At 42.7% G+C, this 23,178-nt stretch carries 19 protein-coding genes and 1 other RNA gene; 13 read left to right on the forward strand and 7 right to left on the reverse strand.

The window, feature by feature from the left end; translation table 11 throughout:
• Positions 1–4 precede the first annotated feature (4 nt).
• The 4 genes from lpxD (at position 5) to ACSFVZ_RS16135 (ending at position 2,791) form a co-directional block, all read left to right on the forward strand.
• On the forward strand, positions 5–1,045 hold the full coding sequence (gene lpxD, locus ACSFVZ_RS16120) for a UDP-3-O-(3-hydroxymyristoyl)glucosamine N-acyltransferase (RefSeq protein ID WP_135924014.1): 1,041 nt from the start codon (positions 5–7) through the stop codon (positions 1,043–1,045).
• Positions 1,046–1,055: 10 nt separating this feature from the next.
• Complete coding sequence (gene fabZ, locus ACSFVZ_RS16125) at positions 1,056–1,508, forward strand: 3-hydroxyacyl-ACP dehydratase FabZ (RefSeq protein WP_135924015.1); 453 nt, start codon at positions 1,056–1,058, stop codon at positions 1,506–1,508.
• A gap of 2 nt (positions 1,509–1,510) precedes the next feature.
• Complete coding sequence (gene lpxA, locus ACSFVZ_RS16130; protein ID WP_435559222.1) at positions 1,511–2,281, forward strand: acyl-ACP--UDP-N-acetylglucosamine O-acyltransferase; 771 nt, start codon at positions 1,511–1,513, stop codon at positions 2,279–2,281.
• Positions 2,282–2,422: 141 nt separating this feature from the next.
• Complete coding sequence (locus tag ACSFVZ_RS16135; protein WP_435559223.1) at positions 2,423–2,791, forward strand: septal ring lytic transglycosylase RlpA family protein; 369 nt, start codon at positions 2,423–2,425, stop codon at positions 2,789–2,791.
• Here the strand turns inward: ACSFVZ_RS16135 and cydC are convergent.
• From cydC to ACSFVZ_RS16160, 5 genes are read right to left on the reverse strand one after another with little or no spacing between them, the layout of a single operon-like run.
• Positions 2,788–4,527: a thiol reductant ABC exporter subunit CydC gene (gene cydC / locus ACSFVZ_RS16140; RefSeq protein WP_435559224.1), complete on the reverse strand. Its 1,740-nt coding sequence runs from the start codon at positions 4,525–4,527 to the stop codon at positions 2,788–2,790. The genes ACSFVZ_RS16135 and cydC overlap by 4 nt on opposite strands.
• Positions 4,520–6,280, reverse strand: coding sequence for a thiol reductant ABC exporter subunit CydD (gene cydD / locus ACSFVZ_RS16145; protein ID WP_435559225.1), 1,761 nt, complete (start codon positions 6,278–6,280; stop codon positions 4,520–4,522). Before cydD ends, cydC begins: the two co-directional genes overlap by 8 nt.
• Positions 6,270–6,422, reverse strand: a complete 153-nt coding sequence (gene cydX, locus ACSFVZ_RS16150) for a cytochrome bd-I oxidase subunit CydX (protein ID WP_036969707.1) — start codon at positions 6,420–6,422, stop codon at positions 6,270–6,272. Before cydX ends, cydD begins: the two co-directional genes overlap by 11 nt.
• Before the next feature lie 12 nt (positions 6,423–6,434).
• The gene (gene cydB, locus ACSFVZ_RS16155; protein WP_435559226.1) at positions 6,435–7,574 is read right to left on the reverse strand and encodes a cytochrome d ubiquinol oxidase subunit II; all 1,140 of its coding nucleotides are present in this window, start codon (positions 7,572–7,574) and stop codon (positions 6,435–6,437) included.
• Entirely contained in the window at positions 7,571–9,157 is a 1,587-nt protein-coding gene (locus tag ACSFVZ_RS16160) for a cytochrome ubiquinol oxidase subunit I (RefSeq protein ID WP_435559227.1), read from the reverse strand. The genes cydB and ACSFVZ_RS16160 overlap by 4 nt, the downstream gene beginning before the upstream one ends.
• Before the next feature lie 422 nt (positions 9,158–9,579).
• On the opposite strand from ACSFVZ_RS16160, the gene lpxB reads away from it, so the two are divergent.
• The 6 genes from lpxB (at position 9,580) to ACSFVZ_RS16190 (ending at position 17,547) form a co-directional block, all read left to right on the forward strand.
• Positions 9,580–10,737, forward strand: coding sequence for a lipid-A-disaccharide synthase (lpxB, locus tag ACSFVZ_RS16165; RefSeq protein ID WP_435559228.1), 1,158 nt, complete (start codon positions 9,580–9,582; stop codon positions 10,735–10,737).
• Complete coding sequence (gene rnhB, locus ACSFVZ_RS16170; RefSeq protein WP_135924023.1) at positions 10,727–11,332, forward strand: ribonuclease HII; 606 nt, start codon at positions 10,727–10,729, stop codon at positions 11,330–11,332. The genes lpxB and rnhB overlap by 11 nt, the downstream gene beginning before the upstream one ends.
• Complete coding sequence (dnaE, locus tag ACSFVZ_RS16175; protein WP_435559229.1) at positions 11,332–14,823, forward strand: DNA polymerase III subunit alpha; 3,492 nt, start codon at positions 11,332–11,334, stop codon at positions 14,821–14,823. Before rnhB ends, dnaE begins: the two co-directional genes overlap by 1 nt.
• Before the next feature lie 16 nt (positions 14,824–14,839).
• Positions 14,840–15,796 (forward strand): acetyl-CoA carboxylase carboxyl transferase subunit alpha, encoded by a 957-nt coding sequence (accA, locus tag ACSFVZ_RS16180; protein ID WP_135924025.1) that lies wholly within the window; start codon positions 14,840–14,842, stop codon positions 15,794–15,796.
• Positions 15,797–15,887: 91 nt separating this feature from the next.
• Positions 15,888–17,198 (forward strand): tRNA lysidine(34) synthetase TilS, encoded by a 1,311-nt coding sequence (tilS, locus tag ACSFVZ_RS16185; RefSeq protein WP_435559230.1) that lies wholly within the window; start codon positions 15,888–15,890, stop codon positions 17,196–17,198.
• The gene (locus ACSFVZ_RS16190; protein ID WP_435559231.1) at positions 17,191–17,547 is read left to right on the forward strand and encodes a hypothetical protein; all 357 of its coding nucleotides are present in this window, start codon (positions 17,191–17,193) and stop codon (positions 17,545–17,547) included. Before tilS ends, ACSFVZ_RS16190 begins: the two co-directional genes overlap by 8 nt.
• A gap of 12 nt (positions 17,548–17,559) precedes the next feature.
• On the opposite strand, the gene ACSFVZ_RS16195 is transcribed toward ACSFVZ_RS16190, so the two are convergent.
• Complete coding sequence (locus tag ACSFVZ_RS16195; protein WP_135924028.1) at positions 17,560–18,456, reverse strand: GGDEF domain-containing protein; 897 nt, start codon at positions 18,454–18,456, stop codon at positions 17,560–17,562.
• A gap of 139 nt (positions 18,457–18,595) precedes the next feature.
• Here ACSFVZ_RS16195 and ACSFVZ_RS16200 point away from each other — a divergent pair, with 139 nt between their 5' ends.
• The gene (locus ACSFVZ_RS16200; RefSeq protein ID WP_135924029.1) at positions 18,596–20,569 is read left to right on the forward strand and encodes a monovalent cation:proton antiporter family protein; all 1,974 of its coding nucleotides are present in this window, start codon (positions 18,596–18,598) and stop codon (positions 20,567–20,569) included.
• Here the strand turns inward: ACSFVZ_RS16200 and ACSFVZ_RS16205 are convergent, their stop codons facing one another.
• Positions 20,570–21,715, reverse strand: a complete 1,146-nt coding sequence (locus ACSFVZ_RS16205; protein WP_135924030.1) for a patatin-like phospholipase family protein — start codon at positions 21,713–21,715, stop codon at positions 20,570–20,572.
• Between the two features lie 130 nt (positions 21,716–21,845).
• On the opposite strand from ACSFVZ_RS16205, the gene ACSFVZ_RS16210 reads away from it, so the two are divergent.
• Both ACSFVZ_RS16210 and ffs read left to right on the forward strand, forming a co-directional pair.
• Positions 21,846–22,709 (forward strand): DUF3014 domain-containing protein, encoded by an 864-nt coding sequence (locus ACSFVZ_RS16210; protein ID WP_435559232.1) that lies wholly within the window; start codon positions 21,846–21,848, stop codon positions 22,707–22,709.
• 138 nt (positions 22,710–22,847) lie between these two features.
• Positions 22,848–22,944: signal recognition particle sRNA small type (gene ffs, locus ACSFVZ_RS16215), an RNA gene on the forward strand.
• The last annotated feature ends 234 nt before the right edge of the window (positions 22,945–23,178 follow it).

A 23,178-nucleotide genomic window follows, 5' to 3' on the forward strand; every position in this document is an offset into this window, starting at 1 on the left:
ATATATGCATAATTACACGCTTTCGCAGATTGCGGATCTTTTAGGCGCCGAACTTCAGGGTGATGGCGCCACAGAGATTACAAAAATATCAACACTTGCAAATGCCCAACCTGGGCATATTGCATTTTTAGCGAACAAGAAATATCGCTCACAATTGAACGACACATTAGCCAGTGCGGTGATTTTATCCGAGGCTGATGCAGCGTTTTTTACAGGCAATAAGCTTGTGGTTGCTAACCCCTATGTATGTTACGCCAAGCTTGCCCAGCTTATGGATACCACGCCGCGTTCAGCTGCCACTGGTATTCACCCAAGTGCAGTCATTCACGATTCAGCCAGTATTGGTGATAATGTCGCGATCGCTGCTAATGTGGTGATTGAAGCGGGGGCTGTAATCGGCAACGACGTACAACTTGGTCCAGGCTGCTTTATCGGTGAAAATACAAAAATTGGCCAAGGCACTAAGCTTTGGGCAAATGTATGTGTTTACCATGAAGTCGAAATCGGCAGTGATTGCTTATTTCAAGCGAATACAGTTGTGGGTAGCGATGGTTTTGGCTATGCGAATGAGCGTGGTGAGTGGATTAAAATTCCACAGCTAGGCCGTGTAATTATTGGTAACAAAGTTGAAGTAGGTGCATCAACGACCATTGACCGTGGTGCACTTGACGATACTATCATTCATAGTAATGTAATTATCGATAATCAATGTCAAATAGCGCATAATGTCGAGATCGGTTCGGGTACTGCAGTTGCTGGTTGTACGGTATTTGCTGGCAGTACAGTTATTGGTCGGAATTGTCAGATTGGTGGCATGGTTGCAATTAATGGTCACATTAGCGTATGCGATGGTGCTATAATCACCGGCATGAGTATGGTGACTAAGGCAATCACAGAACCTGGGATTTATTCTTCGGGCTTGCCACATCTAACCAATAAAGAATGGCGACGTAGTATTGCCCATATCCGAAACCTCGGTGATATGAAAGACCGCATTAAAGCACTTGAGTCTCTAACAAAGTCACTCAATATTGAAGACAAATAAGGATGCTATTTTGGCAAATGAATTAAATAGTCTTGATATCCAAGATATCTTGAGTTTACTTCCGCATCGTTATCCGATGCTACTTGTTGACCGTGTATTAGATTACACGCCAGGCAAGTCGTTACACGCAATTAAAAATGTAACAGTGAACGAACCTATTTTTACGGGTCATTTCCCTAACCAACCAATTTTTCCTGGTGTGTTGATCCTAGAAGCAATGGCTCAAGCAACTGGCTTGTTAGGTTTTAAAACAGTTGAAAACCGTAGTGACAATGAACTGTATTTATTTGCTGCGATTGATAATGCACGATTCAAACAGCCGGTATTACCTGGCGATACCATGCATTTGCATGTAGAGTTTGTAAAAGAGCGCCGCAATATATGGAAGTTTGCAGCAGAAGCAAAAGTTGACGGCAAAGTGGTGTGTACTGCCGAAATCATGTGTGCGAGAAGAGAGTTTTAATAGTGATTCATCCTACGGCAATAATCGAACCAGGTGCAAAACTTGGCAAAAATGTGTCAGTTGGCCCTTATAGCTATATCGGAAACGATGTAACTATTGGTGACAACTGTATCATCGAATCTCATGTGGTTGTTAAAGGCCCATCGACGATTGGTTCTGGTAACCATATTTTTCAATTTGCATCTGTTGGTGAAGCTTGCCAAGACAAAAAATACGCGAATGAACCAACTACGCTGATCATGGGTGATAACAATGTGATCCGTGAGTGTGCAACAATTCACCGTGGTACTATCCAAGACCAAGGTGTGACAAAAATTGGTAGTAACAACTTATTTATGGCGTACACCCATGTTGCACATGATGCTGTAATTGGTGATAACGTTATATTTGCTAACAATGCCTCTGTTGCTGGTCACGTACACGTAGGTGACTGGGTTATTCTCGCGGGTAACTCTGGTGTTCATCAATTTTGTAAAATTGGTGCTCATGCCTTTGTAGGTATGTACTCTGGCGTAAATAAAGATGTACCACCATTTGTAACTACTATTGGCACGCCGGCTGGCCCTGTAGCAATCAATACTGAAGGCATGAAACGCCGAGGTTTTGAAAGTGATGAAGTTATGGCAACCCGCCGTGCATATAAAACGCTTTACCGTAAGAGTTTAGGTGTTGAAGAAGCTATCGCCGAGTTAGCTGAAGATGCAGCAAAGTATCCTGCTGTTCAGCTGATGATAGACTTTGTGAAAAGCTCTGAGCGCGGCATTATTCGCTAATTATAAGCGATACACTAAAAGCCACCGTAAGGTGGCTTTTTTGTTTTTATACTAATTCGCTTAATTAGGTAAATCAGTATAGTTCAGGTTTCGCTAAGTAAGCGCTTGCTACCTTTATGGCAAAAAAAAGGATTCAATAATATGAACAAACTTATCCTCTTTGCTTTATTAAGTTTAATTATAACTGGTTGTAGTACTGCGCCTTCGGTAACTAAGGGAACGATAGAAAAAGGCAAAGCCAGTTATTACGCTGATAAATATCATGGCCGAACTACTGCAAGTGGTGAGGTGTTTAATCAACAGGCATTGAGCGCGGCTCATCAAACACTTGGCTTTGGTAGTAAAGTAAAAGTCACTAATATTGCTAATAATAAAAGCGTGATTGTGACTATTAATGACCGCGGCCCATTTATCCGCGGTCGCATTATTGATTTATCAAAAAAGGCGTTTTCACAAATCGCATCAACAAAGCAAGGTGTGATTGACGTTACCATTGAACAGCTAGATTAAAAGCGGGTAATAAGCTCTACGTAGTCAGCTTCATTAGCAACTAATTCAGCATGACTTGCAAGGGCTCTCACTTGTCCTTGTTCTAACCAAATCACTTTATCAACACGACTTAGCATTGCTGGGTCGTGAGTAATGGTTAGCATGGTTTTATCTGCCCATATTTTCTCAAGCGTAGTCAGCAAGTTTTGCTTAGTGTGGTTATCTAGACTCTCTGTTGGCTCATCAAGAATGATTAAATTACCTTGCCTTAATAGAGCTTGTGCAATGGCAACACGACGTGACTGACCATGAGATAGCTTTCTGCCTGCGGTGCCTAAACGAGTGTTTAGCCCATCTTTTAAATTGCTTAACCATGAGCCAAGTTCAGCTTGTTCACAGGCTTCAATAAGCATTTCATCTGTCGCATCAAAAGCTGCATAGCGAAGATTCTCCCGAAGCGTGCCATCAAAAATATGATGCTGCTGAGCCACGATAGTCATGCATTTGAAGCGCTGCTGATGACTAAGCTTACAAAGCTCAAAAGTATTTTCTTTAGAGGTTAGTTCAAGCGTGCCTGATTGGATAGGCCAAAGCCCTGTAAGTAAGTTAACCAGAGTGGTTTTGCCACTGCCACTGGCACCAACTAGAGCTAATTTACTGCCTGAAGCAATTGATAAGTTAATTTCATTCAGTGCGTTACTGGTTGCGCCTTGGTATCGGTAATTAACATTTTTGAACTCAAGGCCAAGAGCACTGTGTGGTATTGCATGTGCTTGCTTCTGTTCATTATGCTCTACGAGTTTGTCTTCAAGTGTAAATAGTCGCTGTGCTGCGCTTAAAGCATTTGGTAATTCTATAAACGCACTTGGCAAAGTTAGTACAGTCTCAAAGCTGGCTAATACAAATAACGCGAGCATAGCTAGTTCAACGTTTTTCATAGTAGCTGTTGCGACCAGTGGAATTATCATAAATACACTGGCAAGCATGGTGAGTTGGATCACCAAAGTGCTTAAGCCATTACTGTTTGCTATGGCTTTGTGTCGATTATATAGCAAGCTGTTGTATTGCTTACTGAGTGAATCACAATGGGCAAGCTGCGCGGCGTGTGCTTGATATACTGCAAGCTCTCTGGCACCTGATAGTGTATCAGCAAGCTCAGATCTTAACTCTGCTGAAAGCTGTGTTTCAGCATGTGCTTGTTGGCGAAGTTTATGGCTCAATAGAGCCGGAAGTAACACGCCAATAATCATCAATGAAATAAAGCATAACAATGCAACATCAGCGTTATACATTGCCATGAATGCCATTACGATAGGAATGCTGATAAGAGCGACGATAATTGGCAGCAGCACATTTAGGTAAAACTTATCTAACGCATCAACATCGTTTTGTAGGCGGTTGAACAAGTCGCTACTACGAGTCATTGCTAAGTCAACGTTGTTGAGTTGGCTAAGAGTCTTGAACATCTTTACGCGAATTTCGCTCAGTAACAAAAAGGTAGCGTTATGAGTTATCATTCGCTCGCCGTAACGAGACGCTGTGCGCACGATAGCTAAAAAGCGGATCACCCCTGCAGGGGTAAAGTAGTTCATCTGCACACCAGCGATTCCCGCCGCTGCCATGGCTGCTAAAAACCAGCCCGAGATGGCGAGTAAACCGACATTTGCAAGTACTGTTAAGCTTGCTAAAAAAGCCCCCAAAAGCAGCATGCCTGCATGAGGTTTGCACAGTTTTAATAAACGTATGAAGTTATGCATGGGCTTCACCTTGGCTCACAAGCTTAGCAAATAGGCCTGCTTGTTCGGTGAGTTGTTGATAATGACCAGACTCAACAATTTGACCTTGTTGCATAACGTAAATGGTGTCGGCATGTTTAACCGTATTCAGTCGGTGAGCAATAACCAGCACTAAATGATCTTTTGCATAATCTCGGATTGCTTGGTTGATTAAATGCTCTGTTTGGCTGTCTAAGTGAGCTGTAGGCTCATCAAGCATTAGCACAGGGGCATTTTTTAAAAATGCACGGGCAAGGGCAATACGCTGCTTTTGCCCCCCTGAGAGACCTTCTCCTTGTTCACCAAGCTGTGTATCAAAGCCATTAGGTAGGGCGTTTATAAACTCAAGCGCACCAGCTTTATTAGCCGCTTCCTCAAGTTCAGCTTGGCTTGCATCTGGTTTTGCTAATCGTAGGTTATCTGCAACGGTTCGATAAAATAATGTGGCTTGTTGTGGGATCCACGCAAGCTGTGCTTGCCAATCAGCTAAGGCGGTATCGCTCAGTGGCTGTCCGTTAATGTGAATGGCATTGTTGGCTTGATGATGAAAACCCAATAGGCAATCAAACAAAGTACTTTTACCCGAGCCGCTTTCACCTACAAAGGCAACTAAGCCTGTGCTTGGCAGGCTTAAGTTGATATCAGTCACCCCTTCGTTTGTCTCAGGGTAGTGAAAAGTAAGCGCATTCAGCTGTATGTCTTTTATCGGTAACTCAAGTTTAGAGGTACCCAAATGTTCATCGGCGTCGCTTTGATTGATTATATCGACCATATCAGCAGCGGCGCTGATCCCTTCGAGTTTTGCATGATAATGAGTGCCCATTTGCCGAAGTGGTAAGTAAAACTCAGGGGCCAGTAATAGCACCACAAAACCGGTCGCAAAATCGAGCGTACCAAAAAATAATCTAAAGCCAATGATCACAGCAACAAGGGCAACACTAATGGTGGCTAAAAACTCAAGGGCGAAAGACGATAAAAAGGCGATTTTCAGCACCCCCATGGTTGCACCACGGTAATCATCAGATATCTGACTTATGCTATTTAGCTCACGCTTGGTTGCATTAAAAAGCTTAAGTTGAGTCAGTCCTTGTAATCGGTCAAAAAAGTAATTGCCAAGTACCGCTAGCTGTTGCCAGCGTTCTTGGTTTAACTGCTCCGCTTTATGGCCCACTAAAATCATAAAAAAGGGGATAAGTGGCGCTGTTAAAAGGAATATGAGGCCTGCTTTGTAATCGGTTGGAAAAATTACGACCAATATGGCTAATGGAATAAGCGCACTGTAAGCAACACTTGGAATGTAGTTGGCGTAATATTGATGCAGTGCTTCAACCCCATTATGTAAGGTGTTAAGTGTTGCGCCATGACCTTTTTGTTCAGTGTATGCTGGTCCAAGTTTGCTGAGCTTTTCTAGCAATGTATTACGCATCACGTTTTTTATTTTTAACGCGGCAAGGTTACTCACCCGTTCACTTAGCGCAACCAACAAAGCACGAACTAAAATGAGCCCCGCAAGAGGCCATAACAATGGGCTTACGGCTTGCAAGTTTGCTTGTTCAAACATAACTTGATGAACTGCATTTGCTAGAAGGTAACAAGAGGCAATCATTAACAGGGCATTGAGTGTGCCCAGACTAATGCTTAATTTAAGAAGTCCTGAAGCGGACTGGCTATACTGCTTTAAAAAAGCGCGCAGCGTTTGCTGCTGCGCGCGATTTGGTCGGGGTTTAGTTGTCATCGTTGTTTTTGAGTCTCGCGTATAGCTCTAGCTCATCATCAGCGATTGAATCTTTATGTTGGTGAAATTCGTACCACATTACGTTGATCACCCCCAGTGTACATGCTAATAGAACACCTAAAATCCAGGCAAAATACCACATATTATAATCTCCTTAATAGCTACCGTGAGTGTTGTTTTCAATTTCACTGATGGTTACTTTGCGCCACATCTTCACATAACACCATGTTGTGTAGATAAGAATAAGTGGTACAAAAATAACCGCAGCAATAAACATCACATTAAGTGTCATATGGCTCGAAACTGCATCCCACATAGTTAAACTAATATTAGGGTTGTTGCTCGAAGGCATTACAAACGGGAACATTGACATACCAGCGGTTAAAATAACGCCTGCAAGCATTAAGCTTGACGCGATCAATGCCATCGCTGGTTTTTGTAATTTAGATAACACTATTGCCAGTGCCGCCATAACGAATGCAAAGGCAGGGAACAGCATGGTTAATGGCATTTTTGTATAGTTATCAAGCCATGCCCCCGGTGCTTGCGTTACTGTTTTAGCCAGTGGGTTGGCATAGCCTTGAGTATCTCCCATGCTGACGATTGTATAACCATTAAGTTGAGATACCCATACACCTGCTAAGGCAAACAATACAATAAACGCCATCAGTGCATATCGGCCATATTGTGCTGAGCGTTTTGCAACCTCCGCATCAGTTCGAAGTTGTAGCCACATACCAGCGTGGCCAACGAGCATAAGTACACTCACAAGGCCTGCAACAATGGCAAATGGATTTAATAGCGCGAAGAATGAACCTTGGTAGCTAACACGCAGTAGGTCATCAATGTGATAAGGCACACCTTGTAGCAAGTTACCAAATGCCACACCAAATACTAGAGCCGGAATAAAACTACCTGCAAATAGGCCCCAATCCCAGTTATTACGCCAGCGTGGTGAATCTATTTTTGAGCGGTAATCAAAGCCAAGTGGTCTGAAAAATAGCGCAAATAATACCAGCATCATGGCAAAGTAAAAGCCAGAGAACGCAGCCGCGTACACCATAGGCCAGGCTGCAAAAAGCGCCCCCCCAGCAGTGATGAACCAAACTTGGTTACCATCCCAGTGAGCACCGATGGTGTTAATAACAGTTCGGCGTTCAACATCGGTTTTACCCACTAGGCGAAGCAAAATTGCCACACCCATGTCCATACCATCGGTCACTGCAAAGCCAATCAGTAATACACCAATTAACAGCCACCAAATTAGTTTAAGAGTTTCATAATCAAAAATCATGATTGAGCTCCTTGGCTTTCAAGACTATCTGCTTTGACAAGTTCATGGTGATATTTACCAGTATGAAGCGAGCTTGGCCCTTGTTTAATAAAGCGCAGCATCAGCCAACCTTCAACCGCAGCAAGACCTGTGTAGAATACTAAGAAACCAGTAATACTAATCAATAGGTCATTGACCGTCAGTGATGAGGTTGCCAAGAAGGTCGGTAAAACTTCCGAAATAGCCCACGGTTGACGGCCGTATTCAGCAACAATCCAACCAAACTCAATAGCAATCCAAGGCAGTGGAATACTCCATACCGCAGCCCACAATAACCAACGCTTTTGCTCAATAATGCGATGTGCGTTGTAATAAAACGATAAGACAAATACGCCAAGCATGATCACACCACAACCAACCATGATCCTAAATGACCAGAACATCGGGCCCACTTGAGGAATTGAATCTTTCACTGCTTTTTGAATGTGCTCTTCTGTTGCATCTACCACGTTAGGCGTATAGCGCTTAAGTAGCAAACCATAGCCTAAATCAGCTTTTAAGGTATCGAATTTTGCAATGTTTTCAGGAGTGTCTTCACCGCTGCGAAGCTTTTCTAAGTATTCGTATGCAATCATGCCATTACGAATACGCTTTTCATGCTGCTCTTCAAGGTCTTTAATGCCCGTTACTTGCTCGTCAATTGAGCGAGTAGCAATAATACCCAGTGCGTAGGGGATTTTTACAGCGGCATGAGTGACTTGCTCTTCTGAGTCAGGAATACCTACCAGCGTAAATGCGGCAGGGGCCTCTTCGGTGTGCCACTCAGCTTCAATCGTTGCGAGTTTTACTTTTTGTACCTCGCCAACTTCGTAGCCAGATTCATCACCCAGTAAAATCACACACAAAATAGACGCTAAACCAAACCCTGATGCGACCGAAAATGAGCGTTTGGCAAAAGCAAGGTCACGACCTTTTAAGATGTACCAACTACTAATACCCAGTACAAACATAGATGCTGCAACATAACCTGCTGATACAGTATGAATAAACTTAACTTGTGCAACAGGGTTAAATACCAGTTCAGCAAAGCTGGTCATTTCCATACGCATGGTTTGGTAATTGAATTCAGCACCTACCGGATTTTGCATCCAACCATTTGCGACTAAAATCCATAGTGCAGATAAATTAGTCCCTAATGCCATTAAGAAGGTTGCACCTAGATGCTGGCGTTTACTCAAACGCTCCCAGCCTAAAAAGAACATACCCACAAAAGTTGATTCTAAAAAGAAAGCCATTAAGCCTTCAATTGCCAGTGGTGCGCCAAAAATATCGCCCACATAGTGAGAGTAATAAGACCAATTGGTACCAAACTCAAACTCCATAGTTAGACCCGTGGCCACACCAATCGCAAAGTTGATACCAAACAATTTCCCCCAGAACTTAGTCATATCACGATAAATTTCGCGACCAGTCATCACGTAAACGGATTCCATGATCACCAAAATCCACGTCATACCTAAGGTAAGGGGAACAAATAGGAAGTGAAATAGGGCAGTGATTGCAAATTGCAATCGCGATAGATCCACAAATGTTTCATCTATCATCGTTTAGCTCCTTGTTAGCGGGTGCGGTAGACACGACAAAAATAAGTTATAAAGTTTCAGTAATTATTGAAACTTTGTGAATTCTAACCTTGTATCCATTTTAGTCAATAGAAAAGTACGAAAAAAAGACAGACAGCCTCTGTATATCTTTTCTACAGGTTAGAGATAATGCTCTACACTTTCAAATATTTAATCGTTATAAAAAGCTCATTTACTATGGCTTACTTAGTTAATTTTTATTATTTTTAAGAATCTGACTAATTATCTACCGCTACTTTGAGCGGTAAACTGTGTATAAAGAATCGACGACTTTTTAGCGTAATTTCGATTTCTAGTATTTATTAACTCTGTGACATTTATCCGACTGCTAAAACACGGTAAACTCATTTTCATTAGTGCCAAAAGTTGCGAATTATCAACGAATGAAAGAACAAACAAAGCCGTTACGTATTGCCTTGGTGGCAGGTGAGTTATCAGGTGATATTTTAGGTGAAGGGTTAATAAAAGCACTTAAACGCCGTTTTCCTGATGCTATTTTCGAGGGGATTGCGGGCCCGCGTATGCAAGCGGCTGGTTGCAATACATTATTCGATATGGACGAATTATCAGTGATGGGCCTAGTCGAAGTGCTAGGCCGATTACCGCGCCTACTCAAAATACGCAAACAATTGGTGCAGCATTTTATCGACAACCCACCGGATGTATTTATTGGCATTGATGCGCCTGATTTTAATTTACGTGTTGAAAAACCGTTAAAAGATGCAGGTATCAAAACGATTCAATATGTTAGCCCATCAGTGTGGGCGTGGCGTGAAAAACGTATTCATAAAATCAGTGCGGCTACTAATTTAGTGCTGGCATTATTGCCGTTCGAAAAAGCCTTTTACGATAAACACAATGTACCTTGTACATTTGTGGGTCACACATTGGCTGATGATATTGCGCTTGAGCACGACCAAACCGAAGCGCGTAATCAGCTTGGTTTATCACAAACAGATAAAGTACTTGCTTTGTTACCAGGTAGCCGGGGTTCTGAAGTGGGACTTTTAAGCGAAACCTATATTCAAACAGCAGCGAAATTACAGGCGCAAAATCCAGACCTTAAAATTGTAGTGCCGTTAGTCAATGAAAAACGAAAAGCACAGTTTTGTGAGATTTTAGAAAAAACAGCCCCTGATTTAAAACTGCAATTATTGGATGGTCAATCAAACCTTGCAATGCAAGCTGCTGATGCCATTTTGCTTGCCTCAGGTACCGCAACGCTTGAAGGCATGCTGTATAAAAAGCCGATGGTCGTGGGCTACAAAATTAAGCCACTGAGTTATTGGATTTTTAAAACACTATTCACTTTTAACATTAAATATTTTTCGTTGCCTAATTTATTAGCCGATGAAGAACTGGTTCCAGAATACTTACAAACTGAGTGTAATGTTGAAAACTTATCAGCTGCGCTAACACCTATGTTGAATACGGATAACAGCGAATTAAAAGCGCGCTTTTTAGCTATTCATAAAGACATAAGATTAAATGCCAACGAACAAGCTGCAGCTGCAGTCGCGGAGTTACTAAATGCAAATTGAACGACCGAATGTTAATTATATAGCGGGTGTAGATGAAGTTGGCCGTGGCCCATTAGTGGGTGATGTTGTTACCGCTGCGGTAATACTTGATCCGAATAAGCCAATAGCAGGTTTAGCTGATTCTAAAAAGTTATCAGATAAAAAACGCCAATTATTAGCGATAGAAATAAAAGAAAAAGCCCTTTGTTATGCTATTGGCCGTTGCAGCCCAACTGAAATTGACGAGTTAAATATTCTTCATGCCACTATGCTTGCAATGAGCCGTGCGGTTGAAGGCTTAAGTGTAAAGCCTGAGTTTGTTTTTATTGATGGTAATCGTGTGCCTAGCCAGTTAACTGTGCCAGCACAGGCGGTAGTAAAAGGTGACAGCCTCGTTGAAGAGATTTCTGCGGCATCTATTTTAGCGAAAGTTGCCCGTGACGAAGAAATGATTGAGCTTGATAAGCGTTATCCTGACTATGGCTTTGCAGGTCATAAAGGCTATCCAACTAAAGCGCACTTTGCGGCACTCGAACAATACGGGGCAATTGCAGAGCATCGTAAGAGCTTTAAACCTGTTCAGCGCATTTTGGCGTTGAAAGGAGAGCAATTGTAATGCCTGCGCCGCAATTTGTTCACTTACGTGTTCACTCAGATTTCTCAATGGTGGACGGCCTTGCTAAAACCAAGCCGATTGTAGCTAAAGCTGAAGAGTTGCAAATGCCAGCGCTGGCAATCACTGACCAGATGAACTTATGTGGTTTGGTGCGATTTTATGGTGCGGCGCATGGCGCTGGGATTAAGCCTATTGTTGGTGCTGACTTTTGGTTAAGAAGCCCTGAGTTTCCGGATGAACCAAGTCGCATTACCATCTTAGCGAAAGATAACGAAGGCTATAAAAACCTTACCTTATTGATCTCTAAAGCGTACCAGCGCGGGCATTTATTTCATCGCCCTGTGGTTGATCGCGAATGGTTGGTAGAGAATAAAAATGGCCTGATTTTATTATCAGGCGCTAAAGATGGCGACTTAGGCAAAGCCCTACTAAAAGGCAACCCTGGTCTTATTGAGTCTGTGGTTAGCTTTTATAAGCAGCACTTTAGCGATCATTATTATATTGAGCTTATTCGTACTGAACGCCCCCTAGAAGAAGATTATCTGCATCTGGCTGTTGAGCTTGCCGCAAAAGAGCAGTTACCAGTGGTAGCAACGAATGAAGTGGTGTTTTTAAAACCAGAAAACTTTGAAGCCCACGAAATCCGAGTGGCAATCCATGACGGTTATACTCTAGAAGATAAACGCAGACCAAAACGTTTTTCTGAGCAGCAATATCTAAAAACAGCGGAGCAAATGGCTGAGCTATTTAGCGATATTCCAGAAGCGTTAGAAAACACCGTAGAAATTGCCAAGCGCTGTAATGTAACAGTGCAGCTAGGAACTTACTTCTTACCTGATTACCCAACCGGTTCACTGAAAATTGAAGACTTCTTGGTTAAAGTCTCTGAAGATGGTCTTGAAGAGCGTTTACAGTTTTTATTCCCTGATGAGCAAGAGCGTAAAGAAAAACGTGGTGAGTATGATGAGCGTCTGAAAATAGAGCTCGACGTAATCAACCAAATGGGTTTCCCGGGTTACTTCTTGATCGTAATGGAGTTCATTCAGTGGAGTAAAGATAACAATATTCCAGTAGGTCCAGGACGTGGTTCGGGTGCCGGTTCACTGGTTGCTTATGCTCTGAAGATTACCGATCTTGATCCGCTCGAGTTTGACCTACTATTCGAACGTTTCTTGAACCCTGAGCGTATTTCAATGCCCGATTTCGACGTCGACTTCTGTATGGATAGGCGCGATGAGGTAATTGACCACGTAGCGGCGCTTTATGGCCGTGACGCGGTATCTCAGATCATCACCTTTGGTACCATGGCTGCAAAAGCGGTTATCCGTGACGTAGGCCGTGTACTTGGTCACCCTTATGGCTTTGTTGATCGTATTTCAAAATTAGTACCGGGCGATCCGGGCATGACCTTGGCTAAAGCGTTTGATGTTGAGCCGCGTTTACAAGAAGCCTACGACGGTGATGAAGAGGTAAAAGAGCTTATCGATATGTGTCGCATCCTTGAAGGGTGTACACGTAACGCCGGTAAACACGCTGGTGGTGTTGTAATATCACCAACCACTATCACTGACTTTGCTGCCCTTTATTGTGATGATGAAGGTAAATTCCCGGTTACTCAATTTGATAAAAACGACGTTGAGACGGCGGGCTTAGTTAAGTTTGACTTCTTAGGTTTAAGAACGCTTACCATCTTGCAGTGGGCGCTTGATATGACCAATGAGCGCTTAGCCCGCGAGGGTAAAGAGCCGGTTGATATTAACGCCATTCCTCTTAATGACAAGCCAAGTATTGAGTTATTGCTACGCGCCGAAACCACCGCGGTTTTCCAGCTCGAATCTCGTGGTATGAAAGATCTTATTCGTCGTCTAAAGCCCGACTGCTTCGAAGATATGATCGCACTGGTGGCACTGTTCCGCCCAGGTCCATTGCAATCAGGCATGGTAGATAACTTTATCGACCGTAAGCACGGCCGAGAAGAAATATCTTACCCAGACGTTCAGTGGCAACATGAAAGCCTACAGCCTATTCTTGAGCCGACCTACGGTATCATTCTTTATCAAGAACAAGTAATGCAAATTGCGCAGGTACTTGCCGGTTATACCCTTGGTGGCGCTGACATGCTTCGTCGTGCAATGGGTAAGAAAAAGCCTGAAGAGATGGCAAAGCAACGTTCGACTTTTGAAGAAGGCGCTATAAATAATGGCGTTGACGGCGAACTTGCAATGAAAATCTTCGACTTGGTAGAGAAATTCGCGGGTTATGGTTTTAACAAATCGCACTCTGCTGCTTATGCATTGGTATCGTATCAAACACTGTGGATGAAGACCCATTATCCAGCTGAGTTTATGGCGGCAGTAATGTCGGCGGATATGGATAACACCGATAAAATTGTTACCTTGGTTGATGAATGTGAAAACATGAAACTGACCTTGTTACCGCCTGATGTAAATGCCGGTGAGTACAAGTTTACTGTTAATCTAAAAGGTGAGATTGTTTATGGCATTGGTGCCATTAAAGGCGTGGGTGAAGCACCGGTTGAAGCTATTTTAGAAGCTCGAAGTGAAGGCGGCCCGTTTAAAGACTTATTTGATTTTTGTGCCAGAGTTGACTTAAAACGCTTAAACAAACGCGTGGTCGAAAAACTTATCTATGCAGGCGCACTCGATCAACTTGGCCCAGATAAAACCCAGCCAGGTCGTGCGACCTTATTAGCGAGCTTAAAAGATGCCATGCGAGCAGCTGATCAACATCATAAAGCAGAGTCATTAGGGCAAGCAGATTTGTTTGGTTTATTGGCTACTGAACCAGACGAAGTTGAACAGGCGTTTATCAAAGCGACAGACTTAACTGATAAGCAATGGCTAGACGGTGAAAAAGAGACCTTAGGGCTCTACTTAACTGGCCATCCAATTAACCAGTACCGTAAAGAACTAAAGCATTACACCTCGGGAAGGCTAGTAGACTTGCAGCCCACAAATCGTGATGTGCAATCAACAGCGGCTGGCCTTGTTATCAATGCCCGAACCTTGATAAATAAAAAGGGAAATCGTTGGGGTCTTATAACTTTAGATGACAAGAGTGCCCGTATTGATGTACGCTTATTCCCAGAACAGTTTGAAATGTACCAAGATATGCTGCAAGTTAACAATATCTTGGTAATATCCGGACAGGTCAGCTTTGATAACTTCTCTGGTGGCATTACAATGACCGCTAGAGACATATGCACCATTGCCGAAGCGCGAGAAAAACGTATAAAAGCGATTAAAATGACGCTGAATATGGTGCAGATCGAGGCAAACTTCTTCGATAATTTACAAAAAGTACTTGAACCTTATAAGTTTGGTACATGTCCTATTAAAGTATTCTATCAACGTCCGGATGCGTTGGCTGAGATTACCTTAGGGACTGAATGGTGTGTTACGCCTAGTGATGACTTAATTCATAAGTTGTCATTGATGGCGGCGCAAGATGTAGAACTAGAATTTAATTAATTAGGTAGTTTAGAGCATGAGCCTCAATTATCTTGATTTTGAGCTTCCAATCGCAGAATTAGAAGCAAAAATTGAAGAATTACAAAATGTAAGCCGCGCTGGCGAATTAGACCTTGGATTAGAAGAGGAAGTCAGTCGATTAAAAGAAAAAAGTGCTGAAATGAAAGAGAAAATTTTCTCTGAATTAGGTGCTTGGCAGGTTTCTCAGTTAGCCCGTCATCCGTTGCGTCCTTATACTCGTGATTACATCGAGCGCATTTTCACGGAATTTGACGAACTAGCAGGCGACCGTACCTTCGCTAACGACCCAGCTATATTAGGTGGTATTGCACGTTTTGAAGGTCAACCTGTAATGGTTATCGGCCAACAAAAAGGTCGTGACACGGCTGAAAAAATCAAACGCAACTTTGGTATGCCAAAGCCAGAAGGTTACCGTAAAGCATTACGCTTAATGGAAATGGCTGAGCGCTTTAAAATGCCAATTATGACATTTATCGACACACCAGGGGCATACCCAGGTGTTGGTGCTGAAGAGCGTGGTCAAAGTGAGGCTATCGCACGCAACCTTAAAGTTATGGCTGCGTTAAAAGTACCAACAATCTGTACTGTAATTGGTGAAGGTGGTTCAGGTGGTGCACTTGCAATTGGTGTGGGTGACCGCGTTAACATGTTGCAATACAGCACTTACTCTGTGATCTCGCCAGAAGGTTGTGCATCAATCTTATGGAAAAGCGCAGATAAAGCACCATTAGCAGCAGAGGCAATGGGTGTAACCGCAGCGCGCGTTAAAGAGCTTGATTTAATCAACAATGTGATTGAAGAGCCTTTAGGTGGCGCGCACCGCAATTACGATGCAATGGCACGTAACCTTAAAAACCAACTTAAACGCGACCTAGCTGAATTACAAGGCCTTTCACTTGATGAAATGCTTGATCAGCGTTACAAACGTTTAATGTCGTTTGGTTACTGCTAAACACAGCTTAAAATTGAAAAAAGCCGCTTTTGCGGCTTTTTTTGTTTTATAATGCTGATAACACAGACGCTTGTATACTCATTGGTTTTTAATGCAAACATCAGACTTATATCACCATTTTTTAGCACAATTACAGCCGTTGCTGAACGCTGAACACAGCTGTTTTAGTGTTGCCTTATCAGGCGGTGTTGACTCTGTTGTGTTGTTACATTTAATGAACCAAGTTCAAAAGCAGCACCCAGAGCTTAAGCTTGAAGCTGTGTATGTTAATCATGGTTTGAGTAAGTATGCCGATGAGTGGCAAGGATTTTGTAAGTCACTATGTGAAGAGCTCGGTGTAGCATTTAAAGCTGTGCGCGTTGAAATCCAAGAGCGCTCGCGCACTTCACTCGAGGCACAAGCGCGAGAGGCAAGATACCAAGCTCTTGACGAAAACTGCGTGGCAGGCAGTGTAATACTGCTTGGTCAGCACTTAAATGACCAACTCGAAACCTTCTTGTTGCGGCTTAAACGCGGTTCAGGCTTGCAAGGCTTAGCATCAATGCCACAAACGCGGTTATTAGCGTCTGGGCGAGTATGTTTTCGACCGCTGATTAATATCACACGTGAGCAAATTGAACAGTTTGCCATTAAATTTGCCATTAGCCATATCACCGATGACTCAAATATTGATGAGCGCTTTGACCGCAATTTTTTACGTCATCAAGTTTTGCCTATTTTAATGGAGCGTTTTCAAGGGTTTGAAAAAAGTGCAGCGCGCAGTATTCGGCTGTTACAGCAACAGCAATCGCTGCTCGATGAATATACGCAAAGTGACCTTGCACACTGCCAAAATTCACAGGGTGGTTTAAGCTGCGTGGCAATTGCGGAGTTTAGTAAGCCCAGACAAGCAAATCTTGTGCGTGCGTGGCTAAATCAGTTTACCCATCAACTACCTTCTGAGAATCAGCTACAGCAAATTATTGAGCAAGGTTTAACGGCACAAGCTGATGCGCAGCTAAAAATTTGTTTGCAAAGCGGCGATGTTCGTCGTCATCAGCAACATTGGTACTTTGTGACTGAGCAGGCAATACCACAGGCAATGGATATTAACTTACAGCCTATAGAGCTCACTGATGGCCGTAAACTTATCGTTAAGCAGGGGAAGGGCATCAGAAAGCCTTTAAAAAATGAGCAAGTAAGCGTTGAATTTAATAAGCCTCAAGCACGTATAAAACCCTTAAAAAAACCCGGCTCAAACACCTTAAAACATTGGTTTAAAGATGCCAAAGTGGCCCCTTGGTTACGTGCGCAAACACCACTTATTTTTTATAACGATCAACTCGTGCAAGTAGTGGGCTATTTCACTAGCGCTGAGCACAGTGTTGATGAAGGAATTTTTTGGGAGATATTCTATGAGTGAACAACCACATGTTGGTTTATCACTAGTTAATAAGGCACCACTAGGTTTGGTGTTGTCACTGTTAGTTGCTGTTATTGCTGGTTTTGTTTATACAGACTTGAGCTTAATGACATTACTTTATGCCTTAGCTGGCGGCCTGTTGTGTTCGGTATTACTACTAGGATATTGGTCAGGTAAAGGTGGTATATTCTTTATTTTAGGCGTACTTACGCCATTGGCCTTAGTGATGGTATCACCCCTTACCACCATGGCTGCATTGCTCTACTTGTTAAGCGGCTTTTTTGCTGGCTTTTGGCTGGTATTACTTTGCTATAAGTTTAAAGTTAAAAAGCCTAGCGGGGGATGCTAGGCTTTCTGTTAATTAAAAAGCTCTGGCGCAGTTTCTTCCTGCTGCTTTAGCTTTGTACAGACCTTTATCTGCTCGGGCAAATACATCATTTTCGCAATCTTGGTTAGTTGCTAAAGTATAACCAATACTAGAAGTTACGCGGTATTGTGTCATCAAGTTAGACTTTTTCACCAGCCGCATAATTCGCTCTGCAACTACTTTGTTAGTTGTGAATTCTGGGTCGTCAATTAATAGTGCAAACTCGTCGCCACCAAAGCGAAAAATTGAGTCTGTTCCTCTAACACTACTGCATAGTACTTCTGAGAACTCTTGTAAAACATCATCACCAATTTTATGACCGAAACTATCGTTCACTTGTTTGAAATTATCTAAATCAAGCAACATTAGGCTAAATGGTCGGTTTTGGCGACGACAACGTTCAAGCTTTTGCGCCAAACTGTCATTAAATTGACTTCGGTTATTTAAGCCTGTTAGGGCATCTTTCGTTGCCAAACGTAATACACGGTTATACATAATGGCATTACGAAGTGGATAAACCAGTGCACTGTGTAACTGTTCTAATTTAGCTTCTATGCCTTTACCCATCGGGAATTGGCTAAAGTAAATTAATTGCCCTAAACGCTCACTTTCGATATCTAAATCAAAAGAGTAAGGCGTTTGAGATGTATCACTCCCCGCACTCTGAGACACGCCGAGTGAAGACTGGAACTGTAATCCCGATAAATTAATCAGTTGTTTTGCATGATTAGCAAAAATCGTCAGTATATTCTCAATTGAAAGTGTGGTTTGCAGCTTAGCAATTAAGTCATGTGGATTATTTGTTTCATTTATTCGGTAATGCTCTGCCGAAAACGGCAGAAATTCGCCTCGCGCAGACACTCGCTGCGTCAAAATATGGACATTTTCCATTAAAATTCTCCCCCCGGAGTGTTTAGTTACTCCTACTAAGCGAGATTTGTGCCACTTTTTTAAACTGGCTGAAAAACAAATGGTTGCTATAGTTAAAGAAGGCTACAGCTTTATCATCAAGTAGAAGGGAGTTTATTGCTTGCAAAATGTGCTGATTCAAGTGTTTGGCTTGCTAGTTGCTGCCGTATTATTTGTTTGGTTCTTCAAACGAATTGGCTTACCACCTATTCTTGCGTACCTGGCAACAGGGGTGTTGGCGGGGAGTCACGGTATTGGCTGGATGGCGCAAAGCCATGAAATGCACTTTGTGGCTGAGCTAGGTATTGTGTTTTTATTATTTAGTTTAGGTCTAGAGTTTTCGTTACCCCGTTTAAGGGCTATGCGTAATATCGTATTCGGTCTTGGCTCATTACAAGTGGTTGTCACCAGCATTGTGTTTATGCTGATTTTGTTGCTGCTTGATTACAGCTTACTAAATAGTTTTACTATTGCCAGCTTAATGGCGCTATCTTCAACCGCAGTGGTTGTGAAGCTACTTAAAGAATCTGGAGAGCTTAACCAACGACGAGGCCAACTTGCCATTGGCGTATTGCTATTCCAAGACATCGCGGTTGTGCCACTACTTATTGTTTATCCACTGCTAGCACAAAGCGGCTCAGAGGAAATTGTAGGCGCATTGGCGTTTGCACTCACTAAAGGCGCATTGGTTTGTGTTTTACTCTTTGCTATAGGTAAGTGGATACTCCCCAAGGTATTTAGCGAAATCGCATTAGTGAGAACCGATGAGCTATTTATGTTAACCACGCTATTGGTTGCATTGTTCGCAGCTGGGCTTACATACTTGTTTGGCTTATCAATGGCATTAGGCGCTTTTTTAGCCGGGATGATGTTAGGAGAAAGTCATTACCGTCACCAGCTAGAGGCGGATATTCGGCCATTTCGCGATATTTTAATGGGGCTGTTTTTTGTCACAGTCGGTATGCAGCTTGATGTACTTTATGTGCTTAGTAGTTGGTATTGGATCATCACTGTACTGGTTGGCTTGTTGCTCTTTAAAATAGCGGTGTTATCGATTGCTGCTCAAGTAATGGGTGAGCGTAAGCAAGATGCAGTTTCTGCGGGGATCATGCTTTGGCAAATGGGGGAGTTTGGTTTTGTACTTATTGCCCTTGCTTCGCAGCACCTTTTAATCAGTGCAGAGCAAGCATCGTTTTTAATTGCAGTAGGAGTGCTATCGATGGCACTCACGCCTTATCTTATCGAAAAAACACCGTTAATTATTAAAAAACTCGGCCTTTTAAGTCAAACCGGGCAACATTGGCAGCAACCCGCTGCGAGTAGTCCGTTGTACCATAACCATGTTGTGATCTGTGGGTTTTCACGGGTTGGACAAACCATCGCGCGGTTTTTAAAGCCCGAGGCAATTGAGTACGTAGCAGTAGAAAGTAATCCTATCTTATTGCAAGAAGCAAAAGCCGCTGGCGAGCCTGTTATATTTGGTCATGTAAATCAAAAAGATATTTTAAAGTCAGCTGGGGTAGAGCGAGCAAGGCTAGTGATCATTACCTTTACTGACTTTGAGCAAACACAAATAGTGGTTGATGCCATCAAGCAAATCGCGCCCAAGGTTAAGATTCTTGTACGTATGCGTGATGATAGTGAGCTCGAAACACTAAAAGAACTGGGTGTGACAGAAGTGGTGCCCGAAACCCTTGAGGCAAGCTTGATGCTAGTTTCTCATGTTCTTTATATGTCGGGAGTGCCTATGACTCGCATTATTCGCAGAGTAAGTAAAGAACGTCGTAACCGCTACCAATTTTTAAATGGCTTTTTTACCGGCGACAAGCTCGATGGAGAGGAAGCAAGTTCAGACCGCTTAGAATATTTGCATGTTATTGCTTTACCCGAGCGAGCTTATGCTGTGAACCAAAAAATCAGCGAATTAAAACTTGAACAGCGCCGTGTATCTGTAAGGGCACTTCGTAGGCAAGACCGTGAAATTGACGCTCCATCATCGCAAACTATTTTACTGGCTGGCGACATTTTAGTGCTACAAGGTAAACCACGCCGAGTAGAGCGAGTAGAGCGGTTTTTGCTGGATGGTTTGGAGTAGCTAATCCAGCTCTAAGAATTTACGAATTTCAGGGAGTTTATTAAGGCCATCTTGGTAGCCAATCTCGATGAGCTTTTGTGTGTAACGCTTCTCAAACAATAAGTAGCTGGTTAAGCTTGATTGCGAGCGTTTTTTTACCCCGATAAGACGTAATAACACTTTAATCGCCATTGGCATATCGTCATAAAACTGTGCGGCAATCACATTAAAGTTCTGTGAGGGGTTAATCACGCAGGTTTCGATTTGCTTTAATTCTTGATGTTTGTCGCGAGCAGGTAACAGGCTCAAGGTTCGGTTGATACGTTGTAAACGCTCTAAATCAGACTGCAAGGTATCGGTAAATACACTGTCGAGTAAGTGACCAGCAATATTTGAAAGTCCTGGGTAGTGTGGTTGATAGCCCGGAGGATGTGGTGCTTTTGGTTCGTCTACACCAATGATAAAAATTTTCTCAGCGCCTAAATGCACAGAAGGGCTCAAGGGCGATAGCTGGTGGATTGAGCCATCACCAAAATAATGGTTATGTACATTCACACTTGGAAAAACCATAGGAATGGCACTTGATGCCATTAAATGCTCTACATTTATACGTGTTGCTTGTCCCTCGCGCTTCGCTCGGCGCCAAGGTTTTTGAGTAAGCGACTGAAAAAATGCCACAGAATCACCTGTGGTATAACTAGAAGCAGTAATAGACACAGCATCTAAATAATTTTTATGCAGATTTCGCTCAATACGAGATAAATCGAGTATTTCATTGAGCAGTTTTCTCAGCGGCTTGTTATTCAATAAGCTCGCTGGTGGGTGGTTTATATGCTCTGACTGGAAGCTTGTTAGCATATTGCGCAGAATATGCAGAAAAACACTGATGAAGTCGCTTTTATAAACTTGCGAAGTAGAAAAGTTCTTCCATACCCATTCTAGTTTTTTGCTCGCTAAATGAGCACAAGAAGCATAACATGCTAATGCAGCGGAATTAATTGCGCCTGCTGATGTCCCATTAATTATAGTAAACGGTAAAGGGGCAGTACGCGGCATGCTTTGAGTAACTGCTTTTAGCACGCCCACTTGATAAGCAGCACGAGCGCCACCACCTGTAAGTAGTAAGGCGACTTTTGAATGCTGTGTTTTTTTTAACTTAGTACCCATATTTGCATTTAACTAGTTGTGCGTCTTTACTTTATTTATCAACTGTAAGTCTTTAAGCTAGAAGAAGCAAAGTTTAGCTCGCGAGTTACGTTAATTTTCGTCTTTTTGTTTGTTTTTAAAGGGAGTGTGTATGTCTGAGCATTCGTCAGAGCCTACAGTTAAATCAGGTTCATCAAATAATAATCTTATTTTTGCGGTTGTTATATTAATTATTATCGCCGGTGTTGCGGCGTTTATTTTATTGAAACCAGAAGAGCAGCCAGTGCAAGTTGTTGAAGACATTGTCACTGAAGAAGTGCCTGTGGTTGAGTATCAAAACTCTGAGCCTGAACCTGAAACCTCAGAGCCAGAACCAGAGCCAGTTGTGGTTGAAACGGCTCCAGAGCGAACCCCAGAGCCAGTACCAGAGGTAGAGCCACTGCCTACGCTCAATGAAAGCGATGAAGTGGTTGTAGCACGTATGGATGAGTTATTAAGCGATCAAGTGATGAGCTTAATGGTGACCGATGACCTTATTCGTCGCGGTGTTGTGTATGTTGATAATATCGCCAAAGGTAAAGTGGTATTAAGCCATGCGCCTGTTGAGCGCCCTAAAGAGTCATTTAAAGTGATTGAAGGGGATATTTTAACAATCGATCCAAATAGCTATGAGCGTTACACCCCTTACGTAAAACTATTTACTAGTTTAAGTGCTGCACAAGTTATACGTATGTATGACGAATACAAGCCACTGATTAACGAAGCTTATGCTGAAATTGGCTACGAAGGTGATGCATTCACTGGCACGCTAGAAGAGGCGATTGACGTTCTGCTTGATACTCCAGAACCAAAAGGTGAAATGCCGTTAGTACGTAACTCAGTTACTTATCAATATGCTTATTCTGAGTGGGAAAATTTACCTGATGCGCAAAAACAATTGCTGCGTATGGGTCCAGAGAACATGAAAAAAGTAAAAGCAGCTCTGCGCAACATTAAAGCTGAGCTTGAAAAGTAATTAACGAAAATCACTTATTTACTGTGCGATTGTATACTAAGCATGCAATCGCACTTTCTTTTTCGAATACCCCTTGAATAACAGGCTAAAACTAGAGATAATCCCTCCCGCGCCGAACGAGGCTCTCAATGGTAGTCTTATTGGTCCTCTCGCAACACTAGCAGGTGAATCTGGTCAGGCCCGGAAGGGAGCAGCCACAGCGTGTGACGTGTGTGCCGAGATGTGGCTGGTAAGACTGCCACCCAAAATCTTCTTTGGGTGACTTTCTTCATACTTATCTCTTTTTTAAACACGCTTTCTATACCCGCTTTAATTTTCTATTAAATTACACCGATTTATTAGCTGGTATGAATGATGTTTTCTTTCTTACAATTTACTTTAGAACCTAGAACCTAGTACTTCATCACACAAGTTCTGACTAGTTGAGGGCACCATAAGCCCTCTCAAGTTTTTCACGAGCTGATTCAAC

The sequence above is a fragment of the Pseudoalteromonas nanhaiensis genome (assembly GCF_051235485.1).
Taxonomy (GTDB): domain Bacteria; phylum Pseudomonadota; class Gammaproteobacteria; order Enterobacterales; family Alteromonadaceae; genus Pseudoalteromonas; species Pseudoalteromonas lipolytica_C.

Coding starts and splice junctions, on each gene's coding strand:
- lpxD (WP_135924014.1), top strand. CDS start 5: ATGCATAATTACACGCTTTCGCAGATTGCGGATCTTTTAGGCGCCGAA.
- ACSFVZ_RS16135 (WP_435559223.1), top strand. CDS start 2,423: ATGAACAAACTTATCCTCTTTGCTTTATTAAGTTTAATTATAACTGGT.
- cydC (WP_435559224.1), bottom strand. CDS start 4,527: ATGCATAACTTCATACGTTTATTAAAACTGTGCAAACCTCATGCAGGC.
- cydD (WP_435559225.1), bottom strand. CDS start 6,280: ATGACAACTAAACCCCGACCAAATCGCGCGCAGCAGCAAACGCTGCGC.
- cydX (WP_036969707.1), bottom strand. CDS start 6,422: ATGTGGTATTTTGCCTGGATTTTAGGTGTTCTATTAGCATGTACACTG.
- cydB (WP_435559226.1), bottom strand. CDS start 7,574: ATGATTTTTGATTATGAAACTCTTAAACTAATTTGGTGGCTGTTAATT.
- ACSFVZ_RS16160 (WP_435559227.1), bottom strand. CDS start 9,157: ATGATAGATGAAACATTTGTGGATCTATCGCGATTGCAATTTGCAATC.
- lpxB (WP_435559228.1), top strand. CDS start 9,580: ATGAAAGAACAAACAAAGCCGTTACGTATTGCCTTGGTGGCAGGTGAG.
- rnhB (WP_135924023.1), top strand. CDS start 10,727: ATGCAAATTGAACGACCGAATGTTAATTATATAGCGGGTGTAGATGAA.
- dnaE (WP_435559229.1), top strand. CDS start 11,332: ATGCCTGCGCCGCAATTTGTTCACTTACGTGTTCACTCAGATTTCTCA.
- accA (WP_135924025.1), top strand. CDS start 14,840: ATGAGCCTCAATTATCTTGATTTTGAGCTTCCAATCGCAGAATTAGAA.
- tilS (WP_435559230.1), top strand. CDS start 15,888: ATGCAAACATCAGACTTATATCACCATTTTTTAGCACAATTACAGCCG.
- ACSFVZ_RS16190 (WP_435559231.1), top strand. CDS start 17,191: ATGAGTGAACAACCACATGTTGGTTTATCACTAGTTAATAAGGCACCA.
- ACSFVZ_RS16195 (WP_135924028.1), bottom strand. CDS start 18,456: ATGGAAAATGTCCATATTTTGACGCAGCGAGTGTCTGCGCGAGGCGAA.
- ACSFVZ_RS16205 (WP_135924030.1), bottom strand. CDS start 21,715: ATGGGTACTAAGTTAAAAAAAACACAGCATTCAAAAGTCGCCTTACTA.
- ACSFVZ_RS16210 (WP_435559232.1), top strand. CDS start 21,846: ATGTCTGAGCATTCGTCAGAGCCTACAGTTAAATCAGGTTCATCAAAT.